Raw genomic sequence first — 23,372 nt, 5'->3', positions numbered from 1 at the left:
GTTAGCCGCGATCCACTTGCGGGGCGCGCACCTGGGCCTCGTCCGTCGCCAGCCCCTGTTGGCAGGCTGTGGCTGACGGAGCGGGCCGGGTGGCAAAACGGCTGTCGGGTTTGTCGCTCAGCTGGATCATCTCCACCGCCTCGGCGGCATTGGCGGCCGCCTGGCGTCTGCGGCTTTGCGGCAGCACCAGGTTCATGATGATGGCAGTGATGCCGCCGGCGCAGATGGGGTTCTCCACCAGCATGTAGATCCCCGCCGGCAGCACCTTGAACACGTTCGGGTCGTAGGAGACACCAAGCCCAAGACCCAGGGAGGTGGCGACGATCAGGGTCTCGCGCCGATCGAAACCATGGCTGATGATGATGCGACCGCCGGCGATGGCGATCATGGAGAACATGATGACCATGGCGCCCCCCATCACAGGGGATGGGATGGTGGTGAAGAAGCGTCCCACAACAGGGAAGAGCCCCAGCAGCACCAGGATGACGGCGATGAACTTGCCCACGTGGCGCGAGGCCACCCCGGTCATCTGGATGACGCCGTTGTTCTGGGCGAAGGTGGTGAGCGGCAGGGAGCCGAGCGCCGAGGCGATCACCGACACCAGGCCGTCCGCCAGCACGCCGCCGGAGAGCCGTTTTTGGAACTCGGGGCCCTGGATCTGCCGGTGGGAAACCATGGCGGTGGCGGTGATGTCCCCCACCGCCTCCAGCACGCTCAACAGATAGATGGTGCCGGCCAGCACGAAGGCGTGCAGATCGAAGGAAAAACCGTACTTGAACGGGATGGGCACAGTAATAAGCGGCAGGTTCTCAAGGGCGGAGAAATCAACCATGCCGAGCATCAGGGCCACCGCATAGCCCACCAGCAGGCCGATGGCGATGCCGCTCATGCGAAGCAAGGGGCTCTTGCTGCAGTTGAAGGCGACGATGACGCAGAGCACCAGCAGCCCCAGGCCGATGTTCTCGTATTTGCCAAAGGTGCCGCTGCTCATGGCGGAGAAACCGCCGCCAAAGTCGATGATCCCCACCTTGATGAGGCTCAGGCCAATCATCAGCACCACCACCCCGCTCACGGTGGGGGTGATCACCCGCTTGAGATAAGGCAGCACGAAGGAGGAGCCCATCACCAGGAAGGCGCCGACGAAGGAGACCCCGAGCAGGGTCGAGACGATCAGCTCCTCGTGCAGGCCATCTTTTTTCATGGCGCTGCCAAGCGCAATCATCACGGTGACGAAGGAGAAGTTGACCGACTGGATGGAGAGCAGCCCCGATCCTATGGGGCCGTAACGGTTCACCTGCAGCCAGGTGCCGATGCCGGAGGCGATCATCGCCATGGAGACCAGGTAGGCTGTGGTCTCGGTGGAGAGGCCGAGGGCCCCGCCCACGATCAGGGCCGGCGTCACCATGGGCACAAAGATGGCCAGCAGGTGGGTCACGGCCCCCATCAGGGTTTGGTAAAAGGGTGGTTTGTCTTCGAGCGCGTAAATCAGGTCCGAGTGCTTGCGTATTGTTTTAGACATCTTGATTGTCCCATCACACAGAATATGGGCGGAGTACTCATTCCGCTGTCAGGTGCTGGGGGCGAGCCTGCGCCCGCCCCTCACCTTTTCTTTTGTTATGCCGACGCTTGTTGCTCCAGCTTGCCCAGTTCGCGCAGGATCTGCTCCGGCGTGAAGTGCCACTTGCGCAGCCAGACACCGCAGGCGTCGTGGATGGCGGTGGCGATGGCGGGCGCGGCGCCGTTGACACCGATCTCCGAGATGGACTTGGCGCCGTAAGGGCCGACCTTGTCGTCACTCGGTACCAGGAAGGCCCGAAAATCGCGCGGAATGTCGCCAATCTTGGGCGCGCCATAGCTCTTCAGATCCCGGGTGAGCGGAATGCCCTTGCCGTCGTAGCAGATCTCCTCGGTCAGGGAGTGACCGATGGCCCGCATGGTCGCCCCGTAGATCTGGCCGAGCGCCAGCTCCGGGTTGATGGGGGTGCCGCAGTCGAGCAGGGCGTAGAACTTGTCGAGCCGGATTTGACCGGTTCTGACGTTGACCGCCACCTCGGCGAAGTTGGCCCCGTACGGGAAGGCAAGCTCCGAGGTGATGTAGCTGGCGGTGCCCACCAGGATGCCGAAGCCGGTACCTGTCTCGGCCTTGTGGGCCAGCTTGGCGAGGCTCACCTCCCCCAGCTTGCCGCGCACCAGGCCCGGGAACGCCAGTTCAACATCGGCTACCGGCTCGCCCAGCATGGCGGCGCCGTGGAACAGGATCTTCTCCTTGAGGTTCTCGGCCGCCTTCTTGGCCGCGTTGCCGGAGAAGCAGGTACCTGACGAGGCGTAGGCCCCCTTGTCAAACAGGGCGTGGTCGGTGTCACCGGAGATGACGTGCACATCCCCGAGCGGGCAGTGCAGCACCTCGGCAGTCAGCTTGGCCACCACTGTATCGAGGCCGGTGCCGATATCGGCGCCACCGGAGTGGACGATAAAGGTGCCGTCCGATTCCAGCTTGACCATGCAGTTGGCCTGATCGATGTCCGGGATCCCCGATTTTTGCATGATGATGGCGACGCCACGGCCGATGCGCCAATCCCCGTCGGCGGGTTTGGGGCTATCCCACTCGATAAGTTCGCGACCCTGCTTGAGGATGGGTTCAAGGGCACAGCTGGCCGCATGGGGCACCGAGGTAGGCATCTTGCCCTCGCCGATGGCACCCAGCACCTTGAGGATGTCCCCTTCGTGCACCCGGTTGTGCTCCACCATGTCGAGCTGATCGATGCCGAGTTTCTCGGCAAGTTCGGCAATCGCCATGGTCAGCGCGAAGTTGCCCTTGGGCGCACCATAACCCTGATAGGCGCCGGTCGGGCAGATGTTGCTGTAGTAGGTATTGACGGTAAAGCGCACGTTCTCGCACGGATAGAGCGGCAGGGAGAGCGCCGGGCCGTTGCTCGGCACCGTCAGAGAGTGGTTGCCGTAAGGGCCGGTGTTGGCGCGAAAATCCATCTCGATGGCGGTGATGGTGCCATCTTTCTTGGCCCCCACTTTCACCTTTACCTTGGCCACATGGCGGGAGGTGTTGCTGATGAACTCCTCTTCACGGGTGTAGCGGAAGGTAACCGGACGGCCGGTGACTCTGGTCGCCCAGGCGCACACCTCTTCCAGCAGGATATCCTGCTTGGAGCCAAAGCCGCCCCCTACCCGCTCCTTGATCACATGCACCTGGTGCTGCTTCATGCCGACGATGCGTGCCACCTGACGGCGCACGTGCCAGGGCACCTGGGTGGAGGCGTGAATGACCAGACGCTCCCCATCCATGTAGGTGAAGCAGATATGCGGCTCGGTCGGGCACTGCTGGGCCTGGGTCGATTCGTAGGTACGTTCGACAATCTCGTCTGCCTCGGCAAAGCCTTCTGCCACATCGCCAATCTGGCCATGGACGCTGGCGGCCAGGTTCTCGTGCGGACGGGAACCGATGGGGAAGTTGATGATCATGTGCTCGTCGCCGCGGCGCACCGAGCAGGCGTTCTGCTGCTCGAGATCCGCAGGGGCACCAGCCATGTAGATGATGGGCTCGTCGTGCACCAGGGGTGCATTGGGGGCCATCGCCTCGTCTATGTTCATGACCGCCGGCAATACCTGATACTCGACCTCGATGAGCTTGAGTGCGGCCAATGCGATGGCTTCGCTCTCGGCCACCACGGCGGCCACCCGATCACCCACGTGACGCAGCTTGCGGCCAAACATGCGGCGATCCAGCGGTGACGGCTCAGGGGCGCTCTGGCCACCCGGGGTGTAGTAGACATCCGGGCAGTTGAGGTGAGTGATGACGTGCACCACCCCCGGCATGGCTTCGGCGCGACTCACGTCGAGTTTGGTGATCACCGCATGGGGATGGGGGCTTCGCAGCATCTTGATGACCAGCGCATCCTCGCTGACCCTGTCCTCCACGTAGCAGGGTTTGGCCTGCACCATCTTGGCAGCATCCACTTTCGGGCAGCTCTTGCCGATGTGGCGCAGGTCGTCACGAAACTCGGGGGCAATCTGGCACAGGTAATCGGGATCCTTGAGGCGCGAGCTGGCAAGCTCGATGGCCTGATAGAACTGCTGGTAACCGCCGTCCCGGTGAAACAGGCCCGAGAGCGCGTCGTCGATTTGATCACGGGTCGGTTCGGGATGGCGATCAAGCAGGTCGGTGACGATGAGCGCCGCAGCCGGATCGTTGTAGCCGGACTGCACCACGCCCACATCCACCATGGCCTGCTGCACCAGGCTGAGCTGGTTCCAGCTACCCAGTGACTCGGCGGTGCGCACCTGCGCCCCATCCAGTTGTGCGGCGATCAGCAGGGAGGCGTTGATCACCTTGCCGTTGAAGAGGATGGCGTCGGAGCCAGCAAAACCGAAGCCGTCGTCACTGTTGCGCACCGAGTGCATCCGGCACTGGTTGAACAGCACCCGCTGGGCATTCTCACCCGCCGGGGTGATGACGGTGCGCAGGGCACCGTTCAGGGTGAAATTGAGTTCCATCATGCCTGTACCTCCTGCTGCTGGCACTCCACCAGCAGATCCGCCACCACCACGCCGCTGATATAGCGTTTGTAGGCCACGCTGCCGCCGAGATCCTCGCGCGGTGCAACCAGCTCGCTCACGGCCGCCTCCAGCGCGGCATCGTGCAGATCGCGGCGCTCCACATCACGCAGGCGCATCGGTTGCGGCGTAACGCCAGCAACGGCGACCCGCATCTCACCCAGGGCATCGAGGGCCACGGCGGCGGTCATCACCGCCAGACCATCGGCGTTGCGGCTGATGCGGCGAGTGGCGCAGCGCAGCGCGGGCTCCGGCAGCACCACCCCCAGCATCAGCTCCTTGCGCTGGCCGGCCAGGTAGGCATCGATGGGTTGCAGCTGGTTGTTCTCCAGCACCACCACGGCTTCGAGTACCAGCAATACCGGCAGCAGCGGGGAGTCCTGCTGCTGGCAGGCAATTTCGCCGCCAATGGTGGCCTGATTGCGCAGATGGCGGGAGTAGACAAGCCCCAGCGCCTCGCACAGGGCGGCCGGGGTACGAGGGTCATCTTTGAGGGCTTGCAGGGTGACGGTAGCGCCGATGTGGAGTTGACCGTGCTGCTGCTCAATCTGGCCAAGTCCGAGCTTGTCCAGCGAGATGGCGACCTTCTTGTCGGTGCGGGTCGGGGCTGCGTTGAGCTTGCTGCCGCCCCCCATGTAGACGGCGTCGTTGCCAAAGCGGGCCTTGAGTTCCAAAGCCTGACCCAGTTGCTCGGGTCGGAAGAATTGCTCAATCATGTGTCGTCCTTACTCTTGCTGCCCGCCGCCGGGAAAATCCACAGGGCGGGCAATCCAGTCCAAACGTGCGGAGGGTGGCCTCAGGCCAGCTGATCCATCCGCTGCCACAGGCGGCTCGCCACCTTGCTGGCCTGCTGATAAATGGGTTCGACGTCAAAGGCGAACTCGCGATCCTGATAGACCATGCGCCCCTCTACCATCACGCTGTTGACCGAGGATGAGCCCATGCCAAAGGCGAGATGGCCGCCGAGGTTGCGCGGTGCCAGCGGGGTCGGTGCGGCGTAGTCGCAGATGGTGAGGTCGGCCTTGTAGCCCGGCTCCAGGCGGCCAAATTTGGCGCCGAAGTTGCGCTCAAGCAAGGTGTTGCCGTTCCAGAGGAAGCGGGCAAAGCTGTCTGGCCAGAGCGCCCCGCCGGCATCCTTGTGCTTGAAATAGGCAAACTTGAGCTCTTCGAGCATGTCGGAGCCGATACCATCGGTGCCGAGCGCCAGATTGCGATACTCCGGCAGGTGCATGTTGTAGCCCACGTGGTTGTTCATGTTGGAGCGGGCGTTGTGCACCAGGAAGGCATCGCGGCTGTTGAGCAGCTCGATGTCGGCCGGGCTTAAGTAAATGCCGTGAGCGATCAGGGTCTTGCTGTCGACAAGGCCAAACTCGTCCAGCCGGGCGATGGGCTCCTTGCCATGGTGGTGGTGGCCGTGGGCCATGTCGTAGCGGTCTTCCGCCACATGGATATGCAGACCGCGACCGGTGACCTGCACCGCTTCGCGCAGCATGGCGAGCCCCTCGTCGGGCACGGTGAAGGGGGCGTGAGCGCCGATGTGGGCCTCCACCAGATAGGGTTCGCTCCCCTTGGCCTTGGCGGCATCAATGGCCTGCGCAAACAGGATGTTCTCCTCCACCCCGGCCTGCAGTTCGGCGAGGCCGCCGTTGCGATCCGTGGTCTCGAAGCAGGTCATGCCGCGCAGACCCGCCTCCACAAACCCTTTGCGCAGTACGTTCAGGGAGCCTTTGATGAAGTTGGGCGACGCGTGGTGGTCGATCACCGCGCTGCAGCCGCCCTTGATCGCCTCCAGCGAGCAGATGAGACCGCTGTAGTAGAGGGACTCCTCATCGAGCGCCCGATCGAGCCGCCACCAGAGGTTTTTCAGGGTGGAGATAAAATCCGGGCAAGGGGCGATGTTGGCCATGATCCCCCGCGACAGGCCGGAGTAGAAGTGGTTGTGGGCACAGACGATGCCAGGCATCACCAGCTTGCCGCCCATCTCCCGATAGGTGGCCTCTGGGTAGAGGGCCCGCAGATTGGGCCCCACCGCTTTGATAAGCGATCCTTCGATGGCGATATCCACCCCCTCCAGCACCAGGGTCGGCTCCAGCTGGACGGCGGTGACGTTTTTCAGAATAAACATGGTTGGCTCCTTCGCTTATTCGTGGTCCGCTCAGGCCTCGACGGCCCCCAGCAGGTAGTGGTGATGAGCGTGGACATGGCTGATGATGCGGCACATGTCGCCAAGGGCCGCTGGTGCATCCTTGATCCGGCTCTGGGCGTCGATGGTCAGGCGATAGGTCTCGCCATCCTGACGCACCCGCAGTTCGCCACCATCCGCCAGATAGAAACCGGGATTGCGGCTGTTGTCGAAGTCCTCCGGCAGGCTGAAGATGGTGACCTTGTCCTGATAGGGCTTGCCCTGCCAGGGGCAGAACTGGGCGCAGTTGCCGCACTCGTTGCAGTAGGCATCTAGGTGCAGGGTCTGGAACTGGTCCTTGAAGCCCGGCACCGCGATGGCGACGTTGGCCCGGTTGGGGCAGACATCCACGCACTTGCTGCAGAGGTAGTTGCACTCGAGGCAACGGTGCGCCTCTTGCGCCACGAAGGCATCGCGCTCCCCCTTGTCCACCAGAGTGATGGCGATGTTTCCTTTGCGGCGGTAGATCTCATCCTTGCCCGACGGCTGGGTGGTCACGTCACGCTGCTGGCTGGCGATATGCTCGCGGGCCAGCACCAGATCCACGGCGCGGCGGGCACCGCCGATGGCACCGACGATGGAGGACGGGCCGCTCTGCACGTCACCGATGAGGAAGACGTTGCGACGGCTGGTTTCGCCGGTCTGGCCATCCACCTCGGGCCAGCCATCGCTGCCAAGAGGAATCCCCATGGCTTTGAGCACCTCGCAGTCAGGCTGTTCACCGATGGCGGTGATCAGGGCATCCATCTGCATCACTTCGGTCTGCTCGGTGGGCACCGGACGGCGGCGGCCCTGCTCGTCGGGTTCCCCCAGCGCCATCATCCGCACGACAAGCTTGCCATCTTTGTCAAAGCGCTCCGGATTGGTGAGGAAGCAAAAACGCACCCCATCTTCCACCGCTTCCAGATACTCCTCGCGATAGGCGGGCATCTCTTTTTCGCTGCGACGGTAGATAACGGTCACATCGCTGACACCGGGCACCTTGAGGGCGGCGCGGGCGCAGTCCATGGCGGTGTTGCCGGCGCCGACCACAGCCACATGGCGGCCCAGCGGCAGCGGCTTGCCCTGATTGAAGCTGCGCAGGAAGTGGAAGGATTTGTAGACCCGATCATGACCCCCTTCGAGACGCATGCCGCCATTCTTGTCGGCGCCGATGCCGACGAAGACATAGGTAAAGCCCTGGGCGTGCAGCTTGTCGACGGTGAGCGCCGGATCGCAGCCAAACTCGAACTTGACCCCGTGGGCGGCGACAAAGTCGATGTCGTGCTGGATAAGCTCGGCCGGGATCCGGAACTCGGGGATGATGTGTTTGACCACGCCACCGGCATCGGCTTCACGCTCGAACAGAGTGACCGGATGACCGGCACGGGCCAGGAAGTAACCGGCTGAGAGACCGGCCGGGCCGGCGCCAATCACCGCCACCGGGTGCTTGTCACCGCTGCCTGCCGGTTTGTGCCAGCGAGCCTTGTACCCTTCCCAGCCGCGCTCCAGCGCCACTTTCTTGAGCTCGCGGATATTTAGCGGGCTGTCGTAATCAAGACGGGTGCAGTTGTACTGGCACTGGTGATCGCAGATATGGCCGGTGATGGCGGGCAAGGCGTTGCGCTGATAAATCAGCTCAAGGGCAGCCACATACTCCCCCTCGCCCATCAGGCGAATGTACTCGGGGATATCCTGATGCACGGCGCAGGCAGTGACGCAGGGCGCCACGTAGCAGTCGGTCAGCGGCAGGCCGCCACCCACTTCGATGCGATCCTCGGACTTCCACTCCTTCTGGGTGTAATCCATGGTGAGGGCCTTGGCGGCAAGGGCTTCCAGCTTCTCGACATCGACCTGGGTCATGGCCCAGCTATCGGACGCGTCGATCTCGTTGAGGCACTCAATCTGGCGCAGGTAGCCACCCGGTTTGAGCAGGTCGGTGGCCATGGTGATGGGACGAATACCGGTCTCGAAGATATCGCTGATGTTGAACTTGCTGGCGCCGCCCGAGTAGGAGATGGGCAGCTTGCCATCGAAGGCGCGGGACAGCACGGCGGCCACGTTGATGGAGAGCGGGAACAGCGCACGGCCGGACATGTACATCTCGTCGCCGGGCAGCGCCCCTTTGCGGTTGATGGTGCCGAGGGTGTTGGTGAGCTTGACCCCGAAGGTGAGCCCCTTCTCGGCCCCCAGCGCCATCAAGCGGGTCAGCATCGCCTTGGCCTGATCCAGTTTGAGGTCATGATCGAACGACGCTTCGCTCAGACCGATGTAATCAAAACCACAGGCATCGAGGATCTCGCGCACCCGCGGGTAGCCCAGCAGGGTCGGGTTCAATTTGACGAAGGTGTTGAGCCCCTTCTCTTCCAGCATGTAGCGGCAGATGGCCTCGATCTCGTTGGGCGGGCAGCCGTGCATGGTGGAGAGGGTGACGCCGTGCACCAGCTCGGCCGGAATGCGCTCCGCCAGCTGTTGCAGGCGAGCGCGGTGCGCCCCCAGCCCCAGCTCAGCGATAAACTGCTCGTCGGCCACGAGGTCACGTACCACCTGCTGGTACTCGGCAAATTTCGGATTGCTGCTTGCATCCATCAGGCTGTGGATGAACTGCTGCATCGGTGGCTGTTTGATGCCATCCAGGTTGTACCCCACGCTCATGTTGAAGATGAAGGATTTGGCCTCTCCGTCGAGGCGCGGGTCGAACACCTCTTCCAGCAGGTAGAGGGCAAACCAGGCTTTCAGGTACTCGTCAAACGCCTTGGGCAGGGTGAACTCGGTGGACCACTCGGTGTTGAAGCACTCGTCTTCGGCATCGATGCAGGGCTTTTCCAGTTCGAGACGGTCCAGGATCTGCACCGTCTTGAGCTCGATAAAGCGCCCGCCGGTCAGCCAGGAGGTGACGATGTTTTGGGCCAGCTGGGTATGGGGGCCGGCTGCCGGGCCGATGGGAGTCTCGCAGGTTTCACCGAACACCTTGATCTTGCGCTCGTCCTGCTTGCGATAGAATTGCGCGGCGGGAATGCCGAAGATGGATTGACTCGCTTTATATTCCGAGAAGATACGGACCAGAAGGTTCTTGAAGGGAACGGGTCGCATAATATCGCCCATGTTGATCTCCTTGCAGCGGCACTGCTCATTGACAGGGTGAATAAATGGGGCCCATCCACAACCACGCATAAAAAGCCCCTTGAAACTGACAAGAGCAACAATCAGGCCAGCGCCGGATCTTTTTATTTTTCAGCCATAAAAACGTGAGGCACCTCCAATTAATAAAACATCGAAAGCCGATACCAGTTTCGACAATGAGAGTGGCTATCAACACCGAATTTAAATAATGGAAACGCCGCCCTCACGGCTAAAAATGATCTCACTTTGGCGCGGCGCGCTATCAGTTTGATAAAGAGTGCGGCCAGCGCCATTATCAGGCCGGCCAGGATGATAACGGCCGCTGTAGGTCCCTGATAACGGGTTCGACAAGGGGATAAATATGCAAACCAAGACCGGGCAAGCCCCTGCCAGCCGACCAGTTCAGCGCTCGAATGCTTCGTTTGCCAGCAGCGCCTGATAGCGCTCCGGGGTATCCACATCCTGCAGGATGGCGTCGCTCTGCACCTCGATGAATCGATGAGGGTGCGCCAGCAGCCAGCGGCGCACCGAACCCTGTGCAGGCGCTGCTGCCAGCGCGGTGGCAAGGGCTCTGGGCAACAGCACGGGGTGGCCCGCCTCCCCCTGATAGGAGGGAAAGAGGGTCTCGTCCCCCCGCGCCTGCCAGAGCGTGCGGAATATCTCGGGGGGAATGCAGGGCAGATCGCCGTGGCTCACGAAGAGGTGATCGCTGGTACAGGCGGCGAGCCCCGCACGGATGGAGCTGCCAAGCCCCTGTGCATAATCATGGTTGTGTACCAGCCGGATACGGGGGTGATTGGCGTAGCGGCTGATCAGCTCATCGGCGCGATGTCCCACCACCAGAATGACCCGGTCACACAGCACCATGGCATTTTTGAGACTCTCATCAAGAATCGTGCTCTGGCGATACGGTAGCATCAATTTCCACGCGCCCATTCGTGATGAGAGCCCGGCCGCCGTAATTAGGCAGTCACACCGCTCGCGCGAATGCCAGTGCTTCTCACTGACCGCGCCTCTATTTTCATCGGTCGTCTCCATGGCTATTTCATCACCCATCCTGCTCACCTCGCCAAATATCGAGAGTGTATTAAACCCGCTCACCGAAAATATTGATGGGCGTACCACTTTAATTAGTCTTTGCGGCGCCGGGGGGAAAACCAGCACCCTCTTCTGGCTGGCCGACTATTTCCATCAACAGGGCAAGAAGGTGCTGCTCACCACCAGCACCCGGATGTTTCTGCCTGCCCCCTCCTCTCGGCGCACCCTGCTGATCGAGGCCGACCCCATCCGTCAGCTGACCCGCTGCCAGGCGCTGCCCGATGAACCGATGCAGCTGGTGCTGTTCAGCCACCTCGATCGGGCCAGCGGCAAGGCGGTGGGGCCGAGCCCCCAGCAGATCGATCTGCTCAAGGGGCAGCAACGCTTCGACATCATCCTGGTGGAGGCGGACGGCGCCCATCACAAGTTATTGAAAGCGCCCGCTTTGCACGAACCTTGCATTCCTCAGCACAGTGATTGGGTGATCGCCCTGGTGGGCGGCGCCATGGTGGGAGCCAGCGCCGACCCGGCGCAGATCCACCGCTGGGCCGAGTTCCAGGCCCTGTGCGGGATTGCGGCCGGTGAACGGCTCGACTGGGCCCTGTTTGATCGGCTCATCGCCCACCCCGAGGGGGCGTTCAAGGGCACCCCGCCCGGGGCGCGCCGAGTCTGGTTTATCAATGGCGATTATCAAAATGAGCAGCAGTGGCTGCCCGCCCTGATAAACCTGCTGCAACACCACCCCGAGCTCCACGCCATCTGGCAGGGGGCCGTGCGTGAACCCGGCGCCATTCACCATGTTTGCTGTCGGCCTGCCTCCGAAGCCGCGCAGTCACTGACCCGTTAAGGATGATACGAGGTACCTTATGAATCTGTTTGCACACGCTGCCCGACTGGAGCAGGAGAACACTCCCTTTGCCATGGCCCAGATCATCGAGAGCCGGGGCTCCACCCCGCGCCATCAGGCCCAGATGCTGGTGATGGCCGATGGCCGGATCCTCGGCACCATCGGCGGCGGCATGATAGAGCGGCTGGTGATCGAGGAAGCCATGGCCGCCATTGCCGAGCGCAAACCGCGCATCTTCCACGGCCGGATGGCCCGCAACGGCGAACATGCGGTGGGCTCGGATTGCGGCGGCGCCATGTCGGTCTATATCGACGTCTACGGCCTGCGCCCCCGGCTGGTATTGATCGGCGCCGGCCACGTCAACCGGGCACTGGCCCATGCCGCGGCGCCGCTCGGCTTTGACATCCACGTGGGGGATTGCTTCGAGGGGAGCCTCAGCCCAGATCGCTTCCCGGCCGGCACCCATCTGCAGCAGGCCGATACCATCAGCGCGGTGATCGAGCAGCTTGCCATCGAACCCGCCAACTTCGTCATCATCGCCACCAACCATCAGGACAAGGAGGCGCTGGATCGGCTCATCAGCCGTCCCCTCGCCTACCTGGGGCTGCTCGCCAGCAAGCGTAAGGTACAGACCTTCACCCAGGCCCTGCGCCAGCAAGGGGTGAGTCAGGAGCAACTGCAGCGGCTGCACGCCCCCATCGGCTACAACATAGGTGCCGAGACCCCCGAGGAGATCGCCATCAGCATCCTCGCCGAGCTGCTGCAGGTGAAAAATGGCAAGGCCGGTGGCCTGATGCAGGATGACGTGCGCCTCAAGCGGGATCAGCTGGTGGTGATGCGTGGCTCCGGCGATATCGCCACCGGGGTGGCGCTGCGCCTCTACCATGCCGGCTTCAAGGTGGTGATGCTGGATCTCGACAAGCCGACTGTGATCCGCCGCACCGTCGCCTTCGCCCAGGGGATGTTCGACGGTGAAACCCGCGTTGAGGGGGTGCGAGCCAAGCGGGTCGAGAGCGTCGAGCAGGCGTTCGAGCAGCTGGATCTGGGCGTCATTCCGCTGCTGGTTGACCCCGACTGCGCGACCCTCGCCGAACTCAAGCCCCGCTATCTGGTGGATGCCATCCTCGCCAAGCAGAATCTCGGCACCCACAGGGAGATGGCCCCCATCACGGTGGCCCTTGGCCCGGGTTTCGAGGCGGGGCGCGACTGCGATGCGGTCATCGAGACCAACCGTGGCCACCATCTGGGGCGGGTCATCTATCAGGGCCCCGCCCAGCCCAATACCGGCATTCCCGGGGTGATCGAGGGGCACTCCGCCCGCCGGGTGGTGCGCGCCCCCGTCGCCGGCGTGATGAAGAGCCTGATCAAGCTCGGCGATCTGGTGCAGGAGGGGGACGTGATCGCCCACGTGGGGGATGCTCCCATCATAGCGCCGCTCTCCGGCATGGTGCGGGGGCTGCTCAGCGATGGCATCGAGGTGACCGTCGGTTTCAAGATCGGTGACATCGACCCCAGAGGCGAGCGGGCCGATCCCACTACCGTCTCTGACAAGGCGCGAGCGATCGGTGGCGCCGTGCTGGAAGCCATGATGCATCTGGCCCAGCGCAGATAAGCCAGCGCACCAACAAAAAGGGCCCGCCATGATGGCGGGCCCTTTTTATCTCGTTGCCGACAATCAACTCAGCCGTGCTTGATGCGGGTCTCCCCCGCCACCGACACCAGGGAACGTTTGCCCTTTCGGCTGATGACGACCAAGGCCAGCACGATAAGGCCAATGCCACTCCCCTCCACCGGCCCCGGATTTTCACCAAGCAGCCACCAGGAGAGCAGCACGCCGCTCACCGGCACCGCCAGGGTGCTGAGCCCGGCGATCCCCGCCGGCAGCTTTTTCAGCACAAACAGCCAGAGGCTCCAGGCCAGCGCCGTGGCGAAGATGGCGCTATAGGCGAGCGCACCAAACACATAGGGCTGCCAGTCGATGGGTCGCTCCGGCACCAGCGCCGCCACCAATGCCATCACCACGGTGGCGTAGATCATCTGCCAGGTGGTGAGGGACATCAGATCCACCCCGGGGTGGCGGGCATACATCCGCTTGGCGATGATGGCGCTGATCCCCCAGCAGATGCCGGAGGCAATGCCCAGCAGCGCGCTCTTCATGGAATCCAGGTGTAGCTGCCAGGGCTCGATCACCAACAGCAGGCCGCAGGCGGCCACCCCGACCGCCAGATAGTGCAGCTTGCGCATCCGCTCCCCCAGAAAGAGCGCTGCGAAGATCACCACCCAGAACGGCATGGTGTAGCTCAGAATAGCCACCTTGCCCGCCCCGCCGCTGATGAGCGCCCACTGGGCCAATCCCACCATGCCGCAGGTCTGGAACAGGGCGATGGCGAGGGTATAGCGAAACGGGGTGGGTTTGAGATAACGGCGTCCGCGCAGGCACTGCACCAGCAGCAACACCAGGGATCCGCACAGGCAGCGCAGGGCGGTGAACTCGAACGCCCCCGCATAGAGCATCACCTGCTTCATCACGATCCAGCTGTAACTCCAGATGGCGGTGAGCAGGATCAATCCCCCCAGCGCCGCCATGTTCAACTTGCTATTCATTGTGCTGCCTTGTTGCTGCTGCGGTCGGTGCGTCCGCCATTCGGGGCGCCATCTTACTCCTCTGCCGTCCCCCTGCCCACCGCGGATAAGAGCTGGCCGGCCCATGCTTCCCTCTGCCAATCCCTGGCACCGGCCAACAGAAAGGGGGCCTTGGGCCCCCTGTTTGCAACCATCAAAGGCGAGGCTACAGGCTGATCAGGGTCCCAGTCTTGCCGGCAATGCCGTCGGCGGCCTTCTCCAGCAGGGTGATCAGGGATTTGCGCCCCGGCATGGAGGTGGCGAACGAGAGCGCCGCCTCCACCTTGGGCAACATGGAGCCCTTGGCAAACTGCCCCTGAGCGATAAAGCTGTTGGCATCGGCGACGCTCAGCTGATCGAGCCACTGCACATCGGACTTGCCGAAGTTGATGGCGACCTTCTCTACCGCGGTAAGGATGATCAGCATGTCGGCGTCAATGAGCTCCGCCAGTCTGGCACTGGCCCAATCCTTGTCGATCACCGCACTGGCACCGCGCAGGTGATTGCCCTCGCGCAGCACCGGAATGCCGCCACCCCCGACGGTGATCACCACCTGACCGGCGGCCAGCATGGCAGAGACGGTCTCTTTCTCGATGATGTCAATGGGTTTGGGGGACGCCACCACCCGGCGATAGCCGCGACCGGCATCCTCCTTGAGTCGCTCGCCCTTGGCCATCAGCGCCTCAGCCTCCTCCTTGCTGAAGAAGCCACCGATGGGCTTGCTCGGGTCGAGGAAGGCGGGATCGTTTTTATCCACCTCCACCTGGGTCACCAGGGTGGCGACCGGCTTATGGATGCCGCGCTCAAGCAGGGCCTCGCGCAGGGCGTTTTGCAGGTCATAGCCGATGTACCCCTGGCTCAGGGCCACGCAGACCGACATGGGCAGATGGGGCGCCTTGGGATCGTGGCGGGCCGCCACCTCGAACGCCTGCTGGATCATCCCCACCTGAGGGCCGTTGCCGTGAGTCACCACCACCTCGTGCCCCTGGGCGATCAGGTCGGCAATGGTGCCCGCCGTGCTCTGCACCGCCTTCATCTGCTCGGGCAGGTTGTTGCCCAGCGCATTGCCACCAAGGGCCAGTACGATTCGCTGTTTCATCTTGTTATCTCCAGTGATGGGACAAGCCGGCGCGATACCGGCCCACCTTTCGTTGTTCAAATAACCTCGTGACTTTGCGGGATGCGAACTGCTTGTCAGCCTGCAACCGCGGGGCAAGGCGAGTGCCGATCCGGCGCCAACGCCGGGTCAAAGGGCGCTCTGGCCAAAAACCGGCCATGACCACGGCGCCCGAGGAACTCGCCATCGCGAGCGACTATCTCGCCACGGCTCAGGGTCAGCCTGATCCGGCCGGGGCAATGCATCCCCTCGTAGGGGCTGTAGTCGCCGTTGTCATGCAGCAGTGGGTGAGAAATCAGGGTGTCATCGCGGGGATCCATCAGCACCAGATCGGCATCAGACCCCAGTTGCAGGTTGCCCTTGCGCGGCCAGAGGCCAAACAGGCGCGCCGGGTTGGCGCTGGTGAGCGCCACGAAGCGCGATGGCGAGATGCGCCCCCCCAGCACCCCGTGGGCAAACAGCAGCAGCATCCGGTTTTCGACCCCGGGCAAGCCGTTGGGGCAGCGGCTGAAATCACCGCCTGACAGGGTCATGCGCTGGGCGTGGGAGAAGTTGCAGTGATCGGTCGCCACCGTATCGATGTCGCCAGCAGCGATACCGACCCACAGCTTGTCCTGCTCGCTACGCCCACGCAGCGGCGGACTCAGCAGATAGTCGACCCCGTTCTCCTTGTAATAACACTGCTCATCGAGCAGCAAGTATTGCGGGCAGGTCTCCACCCAGACCGGTTGGCCCTGACGGCGCGCCAGTTTCAGATACTCCAGCCCCAAGCCATTGGAGAGATGGACGATATAGAGCGGCGCATTGCCCGCCAGACCCGCCAGATTGATCATCCGGGCGATCGCCTCCGCCTCGCACTCCAATGGGCGGCTTTGCGGGTGATGCCAGGGTTCACAGTGGCCGGCGGCCAGCAGAGCAGCCCGGCGCGCCGCGATGGCGGCATCGTTCTCGGGATGGACGGTGGCAAGCGCCCCCACCTCCTTGAGGCGGGCCAGGGCGCGCAGCACGTCGTGGTCCCCCAGCTTGTACTGGTAGGTGAGGTAGAGCTTGAAGCTGCTGATCCCCTCCTCCTGCACCATGGCGGCCATCTCGTGGAGGATGGCGTCATCCACATGCTGAACAACGCCGTGAAAGCTGTAATCGATCACCGCCTGTGTGGCGGCGTAGTCGTGATAGCGGGCCAGCTGGTGATGCAGATTGCACCCCGCCGGGCCAAATCCCATGTGATCGACGATGGTGGTGGTGCCACCACAGGCGGCGGCACGGGTACCGCTGAAAAAGTCATCGCAACTGCGGGCAATCCCGACATCTATGTTGAAGTGGGTATGGACGTCGATACCGCCCGGCATCACGTAGCAGCCGCTGGCATCGATCAGCTCGGTCTCGCCATCGGGCTCGATAGCGGCGGCGCGCTCAAGGATCACCCCGTTCTCGATCAGCAGATCCTGACGATATTCACCCTGCGCATCGACCAGCACACCGTGTTTGATCAGCCGTTTCATCCCCACCCCCTCGCACATCCGATCGCGTCAAACAGCAAGGCCCCGCCTGCTAAAGACGGGGCACTTACCACACATGCAACAGCCGGGCGGTGATGAGAGTCACCGCCCGGCAGACCCCTTACTTGTCCAGCTCAGCCAGATAGAGCATGGGGATCACGGCGTACATGGCGGCGCACTTGACCAGATGCTCTTTCCAGGTCTTCTCGTTCGGCGCGTGGGCCTCCGGCTCTTTACCCGGGCCAAAACCGATGACCGGAATGCCGTGGCGACCCATGATGGAGACCCCGTTGGTCGAGAAGGTCCACTTGTCCACCACCGGCGCCTTGTTGAACAGCTGGGTGTACGCCTTGGAGAGGGTCTTGACCGTGATGTGATCCTCTTCCACCTTCCAGGTCGGGAAGTAGCACTCGGTCGGGTAGACCAGGCCGGTGTAGGCCGGACGGTCGTACTGGTACATGGAAACCTCGGCACCGGCGGCTTTTACCGCAGGCAGGGCGCGGATCTCGTCGAGCGCACCTTGCCAGGTCTCGCCCCAGGTGAGACGGCGGTCGATGGAGACGGCGCAACTGTCCGCCACGGCGCAGCGGCTTGGCGAAGTGAAGAAGATCTCGGAGACGGTCAGGGTGCCCTTGCCGAGGAAGTCGTCGTTGCCGAGGTTGTGGCTCAGCTCCTGCAATTCGCCCAGGATGGGGCCCATCTTGAAGATGGCGTTGTCACCGCGCTCCGGCGCGGAGCCGTGGCAGCTGACCCCCTGCACCTCCACGCGGATCTCCATGCGACCACGCTGGCCACGGTAGATCTGGCAGTCGGTGGGTTCGGTACTGACCACGAACTCGGGGCGGATCTTGCTCTGCTCGATGATGTACTGCCAGCAGAGGCCGTCGCAGTCCTCCTCCTGCACGGTGCCGGTCACCAGCAGGGTGTACTCGTCTTCCAGTCCCAGGTCCTTGATGATCTTGCCGGCATAGACCATGGAGGCCATGCCCCCTTCCTGATCGGAGGCGCCACGGCCACCGATGATCTCGTGATCTTCCATCCCCTCATAGGGATCGAAGGTCCAGTTGGCCATGTTGCCGACCCCTACGGTATCGATGTGAGCATCCATGGCGATCAGGTGCGGGCCCTGGCCGATATAGCCCAGCACGTTGCCCATGGGGTCGATCTCCACCTTGTCGAAGCCGACTTTTTCCATCTCCTGCTTGATGCGCAGCACCACCCGCTCTTCATCGCAGCTCTCGCTCGGGATGGCGATCATGTCGCGCAGGAACTGAGTCATCTCGGCCTTGTACTGGTAAGCCTTCTCCAACACCATTTCAAACGGAATTTGCTTGCTCATTGTGATTCTCCATAACAACTGAGAGTGCGCGGCCTGTTCGTCAGCAGCGCCCTGTGCCCGTTACCGCGCCCCGTTAGTGAGGCGCGATCAGTTCTTCAATTCGTGTCTCTGTTCTCGCAGGGATTAGTCGCAGGCGGGGTGCTTGCCTTCCCACACCACTTCCCGGTAATGGGCCACGTCGGTGTCCCCTTCGGTGTTGATCACCAGCACCACCGACTGCTCATCGAGCCCCAGCCGGGCCATCAGCGCCGCGCGATCCGGGTGGTGACGCACCGCCGCCAGCACGCCAGTGCCGACCGAGCCGGATTCGCCGGAGATGATGCGGGGATCATCGCCAAGGGGGTTGCCGAGCACGCGCATGCCGAGCGCCGAGACCTTGTCGTGACAGGAGATGAACTGGGTGGTGCAGCCGCGCAGCACCGGCCAGCCGAGGGGATTGGGTTCGCCGCAGGCGAGGCCGGCCATGATGGTGCGCATGTCGCCCCCCACGTTGACCATCTCCCCCGCCACGCCGGAGCGGTAGATGCAGTCGGCCTGATCCGGCTCGACCACGATACTGTGCAGATTCTTCGCCCCGAAGCAGTCCACCAGATAGCCGAGCACGCCGCCCGCCAGCGCCCCGACCCCGGCCTGCAGCAGCACGTGGGTGGGCTGTTTGATGCCCATGGCCTGCATCTGCTCGACCGCTTCGTCGGCCAGGGTGGCGTAGCCCTGCATGATCCAGGTCGGGATCTTGGTGTACCCCTCCCAGGCGGTGTCCTGCACTATGTACCAGCCGCGCTCCTCGGCCATCTTCATGGTCAGGCGCACGGTATCGTCATAGTTCATGTCGGTGACGATGCACTCGGCCCCCAGCGCCAGGATGTGGTCCACTCGCTCCTGGGCCGAGCCCTTGGGCATGTAGACCACCGCATGCTGACCCACCTGCTTGGCGGCCCAGGCGACGCCGCGACCGTGGTTGCCGTCGGTGGTGGTGGCGAAGGTCATCGGCTCCTTGATGGTGCGCTTGATGAGATCGAAGGTGAAATCCTCTACCGCCACCCCGTATTTTTCACAGAGCAGGTTGGCGATGGCGTAGACCCCCCCCAGCATCTTGAAGGCGTTGAGGCCAAAGCGTTTGGACTCATCCTTCACTAGGATGTTCTTCACCCCGATATAGCCGGCGAGCGCTGTCAGATCGCACAGGGGGGTGGGCTCATAACCGGCCAGTTTTTTATGAAAGGCGCGGGCCTTTTGCGCCTGCGCACGGGAAAACAGGGGCAGCGACTCACCGGTAAAGAAACGGTTATCGGCAATCTCCATCTTCAGGGAAAATTGGGACATGAATACCTCGCAAAGAGTCATCTCGCCGGGGATCATCGAGTGAAAAGCGCCCCGGGGAGAGAACCCGTGACAATCATTGCGTGATGACGACGGCCGGGCGGGACTTATTTCCCGCCCGGCCAGGCCATTATTTGACGCGTTTTTGCGCCTCTTTTATCAAGCCTTCGAGGGCGGCGCCCGGTGCCGAGAATTTACGGGCGACAATCATGGCGGCGATAATATAGGGCTTCCAGCTCGCCTCTTTATAAGTGGCGATCCGGTATTTCTCGAATACCCCTTCACTCACTTCCCCTTCCTTGCAGGAGACGCCGGAAATATCCGCCGGCAGGCAGTGCATATAGAGCGCCTCGCCCCCCTTGGTGAGTGCCATCATCTCTTCGGTGCAGTGCCAATCCTTGTGCTTGGCGTTCTGTGCCAGGCAATGCTGCTCCAGCTCCTTGAGGCCCGCATGATCGTTGGCCCGCAGCAGCTCGGTGCGCTGCTCCATCACCTGATAGGGAGCCCAGGACTTGGGATAGACGATGTCGGCATCCTTGAATGCCTCTTCCATGGAGGTGACTTGACGAAAGCTCCCGCCGGAGGCCTTGGCATTCTCCTTTGCCACCTCGATCACGTCCGGGATCAGGTCATACCCTTCCGGGTGGGCCAGGGTCACGTCCATGCCAAAGCGGGTCATCAGACCGATGATGCCCTGCGGCACGGAGAGCGGTTTGCCGTAGCTCGGCGAGTAGGCCCAGGTCATGGCAATCTTCTTGCCCTTGAGGTTCTCGAGGCTGCCGAAGTGCTCCTGCAACCAGGCGAGATCAGCCATGGACTGAGTCGGGTGATCAATGTCGCACTGCAGGTTGACCAGCGCCGGGCGCTGGGGCAGTACCCCCTTCTCGAACCCCTCGTCGAGCGCGGCGCCCACTTCACGCATGTAGGCGTTGCCGGCCCCCAGGTACATGTCGTCGCGAATGCCGATGGCGTCGGCGCAGAAGGAGATCATGTTGGCGGTTTCACGGACGGTCTCGCCGTGGGCAATCTGGGACTTGCCCTCGTCCAGATCCTGCTGGGTCAGGCCGAGCAGGTTGAGGGCGGAGGCGTAGGAAAAACGGGTACGGGTGGAGTTGTCACGAAACACCGAGATGCCAAGACCGGTATTGAACAGCTTGGTGGCGATGTTTTCGGCGCGCAGTCCCTTGAGGGCCTCGGCCAGTTTGAGCACCAGCGCCAGCTCCTGAGGGGTCTGCTCCCAGGTCAGCAGGAAGTCTTTTTCATGCAGGTTGGACTTGAGTTCATTGATCTCTTTGATTAACTGGTTCACTGCTTTCATCGTTAGCCCCAATCTGTTGATGAGAAATGCATTGCTCCCCTTCCACTCACAGGTCACCGAAACAAGGGCCATTGGGTGAGTTCATCGGTCAGCGTCAAATAAGGGCAATCAATAAGCGTGCCAACGCATAAATAAGCGGGGAATAACCAGAAAAGGCGTCTTGAATTTGAGCCGGCGCACAGCCTGAGGCTATATGGCGCCCTGCCAAGGCAGGTGGACCAGCTTATTTTCAAGCTGATGACTGAGCGCCACTGAAATAGCGCGAGAATAGTGTGAGAGAAGGCCAAGCCGGCCCTGATAATTATCAGTCCGGCTATCACCAGAGCCTGCCAATTGATAGAAAGCGGGACCACATTCTCATAATGATAACGCCGCGATTGTCGGTCGCGGCGCGGTCAAGCGGGGCCGCCAGGCGACCCGCTGCGGGATCAGGCCTGCACGGCTATCTCGTACTTCTTTATCTTGCGATAGAGGGTGGCGATGCCGATCCCGAGTGCCTGGGCGGCCAGCTTCTTGTTGCCAAGACGCAGCAGGGTCTCCTCTATCATCTGCTTTTCCATGTTCTCCAGCCCGTTTTCGCCAAGTGGCAGCGCCAACCCGCGCTCGACCTGGCCGGCAGCCGGCTCTAACGGGCTTGCCTCTGGCGATGACCAGGGCGTCCCGCTAGCAGATGCCGGGTTGCCAGCGGCAGGGCTGAGCGCAGGGTCGGCCAGCACGCCATGGGGATAAGGGTCGGGCGAGAGCGGCATGCGCGCGATCTGCACCGTGCTCCGAGGCGGCTCGTCCGCCCCACTGCGCTGGTTGCGCAGGATGTTGGGGGGCAGCAGGATGCTCTCGATCACCTCCCCCGCCTGCACCACGTTCACCAGGTACTCGATGAGATTGCTGAGCTCGCGCACGTTGCCGGGCCAGCGGTAACCTTCGAGCAGAGCCATCACCTCCGGGCTCAGCCCCGGATACAGCAGGCCGATGCGGCTGGTGTGCAGGTTGAGGAAGTAGTGGGTCAGCAGCGCCACGTCCCCCTCCCGCTCGCGCAGGGGCGGCAGGTGGATGGGGATGACGTTGAGGCGATAGAAGAGATCCTCGCGAAACTTGCCCTCGGCGATGTACTGCTCCAGATGCTGATGGGTCGCGGCTATGATGCGAATGTCCACTGGCACCGGCCGGCTGGCACCGATGGGGGTCACCTCCCGCAGCTCAAGCACCCGCAGCAGCTTGGCCTGCATGGTGAGCGGCATGTCCCCTATCTCGTCGAGAAACAGAGTGCCCTGCTGGGCGGCCTGGATCAGCCCCTGCTTGCCGGTGCTAGAAGCCCCGGTGAAGGCCCCCTTCACGTAGCCGAACAGCTCGCTCTCGAGCAGCTGCTCGGGGATGGCGGCGCAGTTGATGGCGATGAAGGGCTTGTCGCGGCGAGGGCTGAGCCGGTGGATGGCGCGGGCCACCACCTCCTTGCCGGTGCCGCTCTCGCCGCACACCAGCACGCTGGAGGGGCTCAGGGCGATGCGATGGAGCAGCTTTTTCAGGGCCCGCATCGGCTTGCTCTCCCCGATCAGCATGCTGACCCCTTCATCGGGCTCCAGCGGCGGGTTCGGCGTGCCGTGAGACTGGTGAAACGCCATCAGAAACAGCTGCTGACCCTGCACGTGGTGCAACTGGCCGATGATCAGCTCCTGACGATCCCCCAGGGTGACGATGTGCTGCAGGTGGCCGGTCAACCCCTGCTGGGCAAAGGTGAGCGGGCGCAGCCCTATCTCGCAGCCCAGCAGCGCCTCTTGCTGGCAGTTGAGCTGCTTGAGCGCGACCTCGTTAGCGTAAAGCACCTGGCTCTTCTCATCGAGCAGCAGGCAGCCCTGATCCATGTGGTTCATCAGGCTCAGAAAGACCTTGTTGACCCCGTCCGACAGGCCGCGCGAGTCGAGCAGCTTGGCCACGAAGATGCTGGAGATGTGCTGCACATAGTCGCACACCTCCTGCAGGTTGTTGTTGAGACGGGCCTGCTGCTCCGGGTTGAAGGCCACCAGGCTGATCACCCCGATGCAGTTCTCCTCCACCATGATGGGCACCCCGAGGAAGGCCCGCTCCCGGCAGCTCTCCTTGCAGCTGCACCCCTCGCAGACCGGATCCTCGCTGGTGTGGGTGACGATCTTCTCACGCTGATGCTCGATGACGTAGCGCAACAGGCGGGAGTCCCCCTCCAGCTGGCGACCGAAGAACTTGCCGTAAGGGCCGGTTCCCGCCACCCGCACCATGTTGGCGTCCACGATTTCCACTTCCAGTTGCAGCACGCTGGCCAGCATCTTGGCAAAGCGCAAAATGGTGGGCTGGATCTGCATCAACAAACATTGGTTACTGACGGACATCATGTTGTAAATCCCCTGGCTCCCACCCCGGGTGGGATTCATGCTGGCCAGATACTATG

15 protein-coding genes are annotated in these 23,372 nt (G+C 62.7%); 2 read left to right on the top strand and 13 right to left on the bottom strand.

What is annotated here, in order from left to right:
- Position 1: 1 nt before the first annotated feature.
- The 6 genes from PG899_RS18290 to mocA all read right to left on the bottom strand — a co-directional run bounded on the left by PG899_RS18290 (position 2) and on the right by mocA (position 10,891).
- A complete protein-coding gene (locus PG899_RS18290; protein ID WP_270697536.1) occupies positions 2 to 1,519 on the bottom strand; it encodes a nucleobase:cation symporter-2 family protein in 1,518 nt (505 codons plus the stop codon).
- Positions 1,520 to 1,614: 95 nt separating this feature from the next.
- The gene (locus tag PG899_RS18285) at positions 1,615 to 4,512 is read right to left on the bottom strand and encodes a molybdopterin-dependent oxidoreductase Mo/Fe-S-binding subunit (protein ID WP_218668657.1); all 2,898 of its coding nucleotides are present in this window, start codon (positions 4,510 to 4,512) and stop codon (positions 1,615 to 1,617) included.
- Positions 4,509 to 5,285, bottom strand: a complete 777-nt coding sequence (ygfM, locus tag PG899_RS18280; RefSeq protein ID WP_077095473.1) for a molybdopterin-dependent oxidoreductase FAD-binding subunit — start codon at positions 5,283 to 5,285, stop codon at positions 4,509 to 4,511. The genes PG899_RS18285 and ygfM overlap by 4 nt, the downstream gene beginning before the upstream one ends.
- 80 nt (positions 5,286 to 5,365) lie before the next feature.
- Positions 5,366 to 6,694, bottom strand: a complete 1,329-nt coding sequence (gene ssnA, locus PG899_RS18275; RefSeq protein WP_190283597.1) for a putative aminohydrolase SsnA — start codon at positions 6,692 to 6,694, stop codon at positions 5,366 to 5,368.
- A gap of 30 nt (positions 6,695 to 6,724) precedes the next feature.
- Positions 6,725 to 9,835, bottom strand: coding sequence for a putative selenate reductase subunit YgfK (ygfK, locus tag PG899_RS18270; RefSeq protein WP_077095475.1), 3,111 nt, complete (start codon positions 9,833 to 9,835; stop codon positions 6,725 to 6,727).
- A gap of 420 nt (positions 9,836 to 10,255) precedes the next feature.
- Positions 10,256 to 10,891, bottom strand: a complete 636-nt coding sequence (gene mocA / locus PG899_RS18265; protein ID WP_256821929.1) for a molybdenum cofactor cytidylyltransferase — start codon at positions 10,889 to 10,891, stop codon at positions 10,256 to 10,258.
- On the opposite strand from mocA, the gene yqeC reads away from it, so the two are divergent.
- The gene (gene yqeC, locus PG899_RS18260) at positions 10,890 to 11,738 is read left to right on the top strand and encodes a selenium cofactor biosynthesis protein YqeC (RefSeq protein WP_077095477.1); all 849 of its coding nucleotides are present in this window, start codon (positions 10,890 to 10,892) and stop codon (positions 11,736 to 11,738) included. The two genes, mocA and yqeC, sit on opposite strands and share 2 nt — an antisense overlap.
- Before the next feature lie 19 nt (positions 11,739 to 11,757).
- Positions 11,758 to 13,350, top strand: coding sequence for a selenium-dependent molybdenum cofactor biosynthesis protein YqeB (gene yqeB, locus PG899_RS18255; protein ID WP_077095478.1), 1,593 nt, complete (start codon positions 11,758 to 11,760; stop codon positions 13,348 to 13,350).
- Positions 13,351 to 13,418: 68 nt separating this feature from the next.
- Here yqeB and PG899_RS18250 read toward each other — a convergent pair whose 3' ends face one another.
- From PG899_RS18250 to PG899_RS18220, 7 genes are all read right to left on the bottom strand, one after another.
- Positions 13,419 to 14,342, bottom strand: coding sequence for a DMT family transporter (locus PG899_RS18250; RefSeq protein WP_077095479.1), 924 nt, complete (start codon positions 14,340 to 14,342; stop codon positions 13,419 to 13,421).
- 184 nt (positions 14,343 to 14,526) lie between these two features.
- Positions 14,527 to 15,459: a carbamate kinase gene (gene arcC / locus PG899_RS18245; protein ID WP_077095480.1), complete on the bottom strand. Its 933-nt coding sequence runs from the start codon at positions 15,457 to 15,459 to the stop codon at positions 14,527 to 14,529.
- A gap of 95 nt (positions 15,460 to 15,554) precedes the next feature.
- On the bottom strand, positions 15,555 to 16,979 hold the full coding sequence (gene hydA / locus PG899_RS18240; protein WP_077095481.1) for a dihydropyrimidinase: 1,425 nt from the start codon (positions 16,977 to 16,979) through the stop codon (positions 15,555 to 15,557).
- Positions 16,980 to 17,097: 118 nt separating this feature from the next.
- Positions 17,098 to 18,315, bottom strand: a complete 1,218-nt coding sequence (locus tag PG899_RS18235) for a YgeY family selenium metabolism-linked hydrolase (protein WP_077095482.1) — start codon at positions 18,313 to 18,315, stop codon at positions 17,098 to 17,100.
- Between the two features lie 123 nt (positions 18,316 to 18,438).
- Positions 18,439 to 19,638, bottom strand: coding sequence for a diaminopropionate ammonia-lyase (gene dpaL, locus PG899_RS18230; RefSeq protein ID WP_077095483.1), 1,200 nt, complete (start codon positions 19,636 to 19,638; stop codon positions 18,439 to 18,441).
- 127 nt (positions 19,639 to 19,765) lie between these two features.
- A complete protein-coding gene (gene ygeW, locus PG899_RS18225) occupies positions 19,766 to 20,953 on the bottom strand; it encodes a knotted carbamoyltransferase YgeW (protein WP_011706019.1) in 1,188 nt (395 codons plus the stop codon).
- Between the two features lie 428 nt (positions 20,954 to 21,381).
- On the bottom strand, positions 21,382 to 23,316 hold the full coding sequence (locus tag PG899_RS18220) for a sigma 54-interacting transcriptional regulator (protein WP_077095484.1): 1,935 nt from the start codon (positions 23,314 to 23,316) through the stop codon (positions 21,382 to 21,384).
- Positions 23,317 to 23,372: the final 56 nt, after the last annotated feature.

It is taken from the genome of Aeromonas sp. QDB39, assembly GCF_027707585.1.
GTDB lineage: Bacteria > Pseudomonadota > Gammaproteobacteria > Enterobacterales > Aeromonadaceae > Aeromonas > Aeromonas hydrophila.
Note: the sequence above shows the minus strand (reverse complement) of the source record. Positions and strands in the feature narration are given on the sequence as shown.

What these genes read in the sequence shown, in the direction of transcription:
- PG899_RS18250 (WP_077095479.1), bottom strand. Translation starts at nt 14,342, where the DNA reads ATGAATAGCAAGTTGAACATGGCGGCGCTGGGGGGATTGATCCTGCTC.
- hydA (WP_077095481.1), bottom strand. Translation starts at nt 16,979, where the DNA reads ATGAAACGGCTGATCAAACACGGTGTGCTGGTCGATGCGCAGGGTGAA.
- PG899_RS18285 (WP_218668657.1), bottom strand. Translation starts at nt 4,512, where the DNA reads ATGATGGAACTCAATTTCACCCTGAACGGTGCCCTGCGCACCGTCATC.
- yqeB (WP_077095478.1), top strand. Translation starts at nt 11,758, where the DNA reads ATGAATCTGTTTGCACACGCTGCCCGACTGGAGCAGGAGAACACTCCC.
- PG899_RS18220 (WP_077095484.1), bottom strand. Translation starts at nt 23,316, where the DNA reads ATGATGTCCGTCAGTAACCAATGTTTGTTGATGCAGATCCAGCCCACC.
- arcC (WP_077095480.1), bottom strand. Translation starts at nt 15,459, where the DNA reads ATGAAACAGCGAATCGTACTGGCCCTTGGTGGCAATGCGCTGGGCAAC.
- PG899_RS18235 (WP_077095482.1), bottom strand. Translation starts at nt 18,315, where the DNA reads ATGAGCAAGCAAATTCCGTTTGAAATGGTGTTGGAGAAGGCTTACCAG.
- PG899_RS18290 (WP_270697536.1), bottom strand. Translation starts at nt 1,519, where the DNA reads ATGTCTAAAACAATACGCAAGCACTCGGACCTGATTTACGCGCTCGAA.
- ygfK (WP_077095475.1), bottom strand. Translation starts at nt 9,835, where the DNA reads ATGGGCGATATTATGCGACCCGTTCCCTTCAAGAACCTTCTGGTCCGT.
- ygfM (WP_077095473.1), bottom strand. Translation starts at nt 5,285, where the DNA reads ATGATTGAGCAATTCTTCCGACCCGAGCAACTGGGTCAGGCTTTGGAA.
- yqeC (WP_077095477.1), top strand. Translation starts at nt 10,890, where the DNA reads ATGGCTATTTCATCACCCATCCTGCTCACCTCGCCAAATATCGAGAGT.
- mocA (WP_256821929.1), bottom strand. Translation starts at nt 10,891, where the DNA reads ATGGAGACGACCGATGAAAATAGAGGCGCGGTCAGTGAGAAGCACTGG.
- dpaL (WP_077095483.1), bottom strand. Translation starts at nt 19,638, where the DNA reads ATGTCCCAATTTTCCCTGAAGATGGAGATTGCCGATAACCGTTTCTTT.
- ssnA (WP_190283597.1), bottom strand. Translation starts at nt 6,694, where the DNA reads ATGTTTATTCTGAAAAACGTCACCGCCGTCCAGCTGGAGCCGACCCTG.
- ygeW (WP_011706019.1), bottom strand. Translation starts at nt 20,953, where the DNA reads ATGAAAGCAGTGAACCAGTTAATCAAAGAGATCAATGAACTCAAGTCC.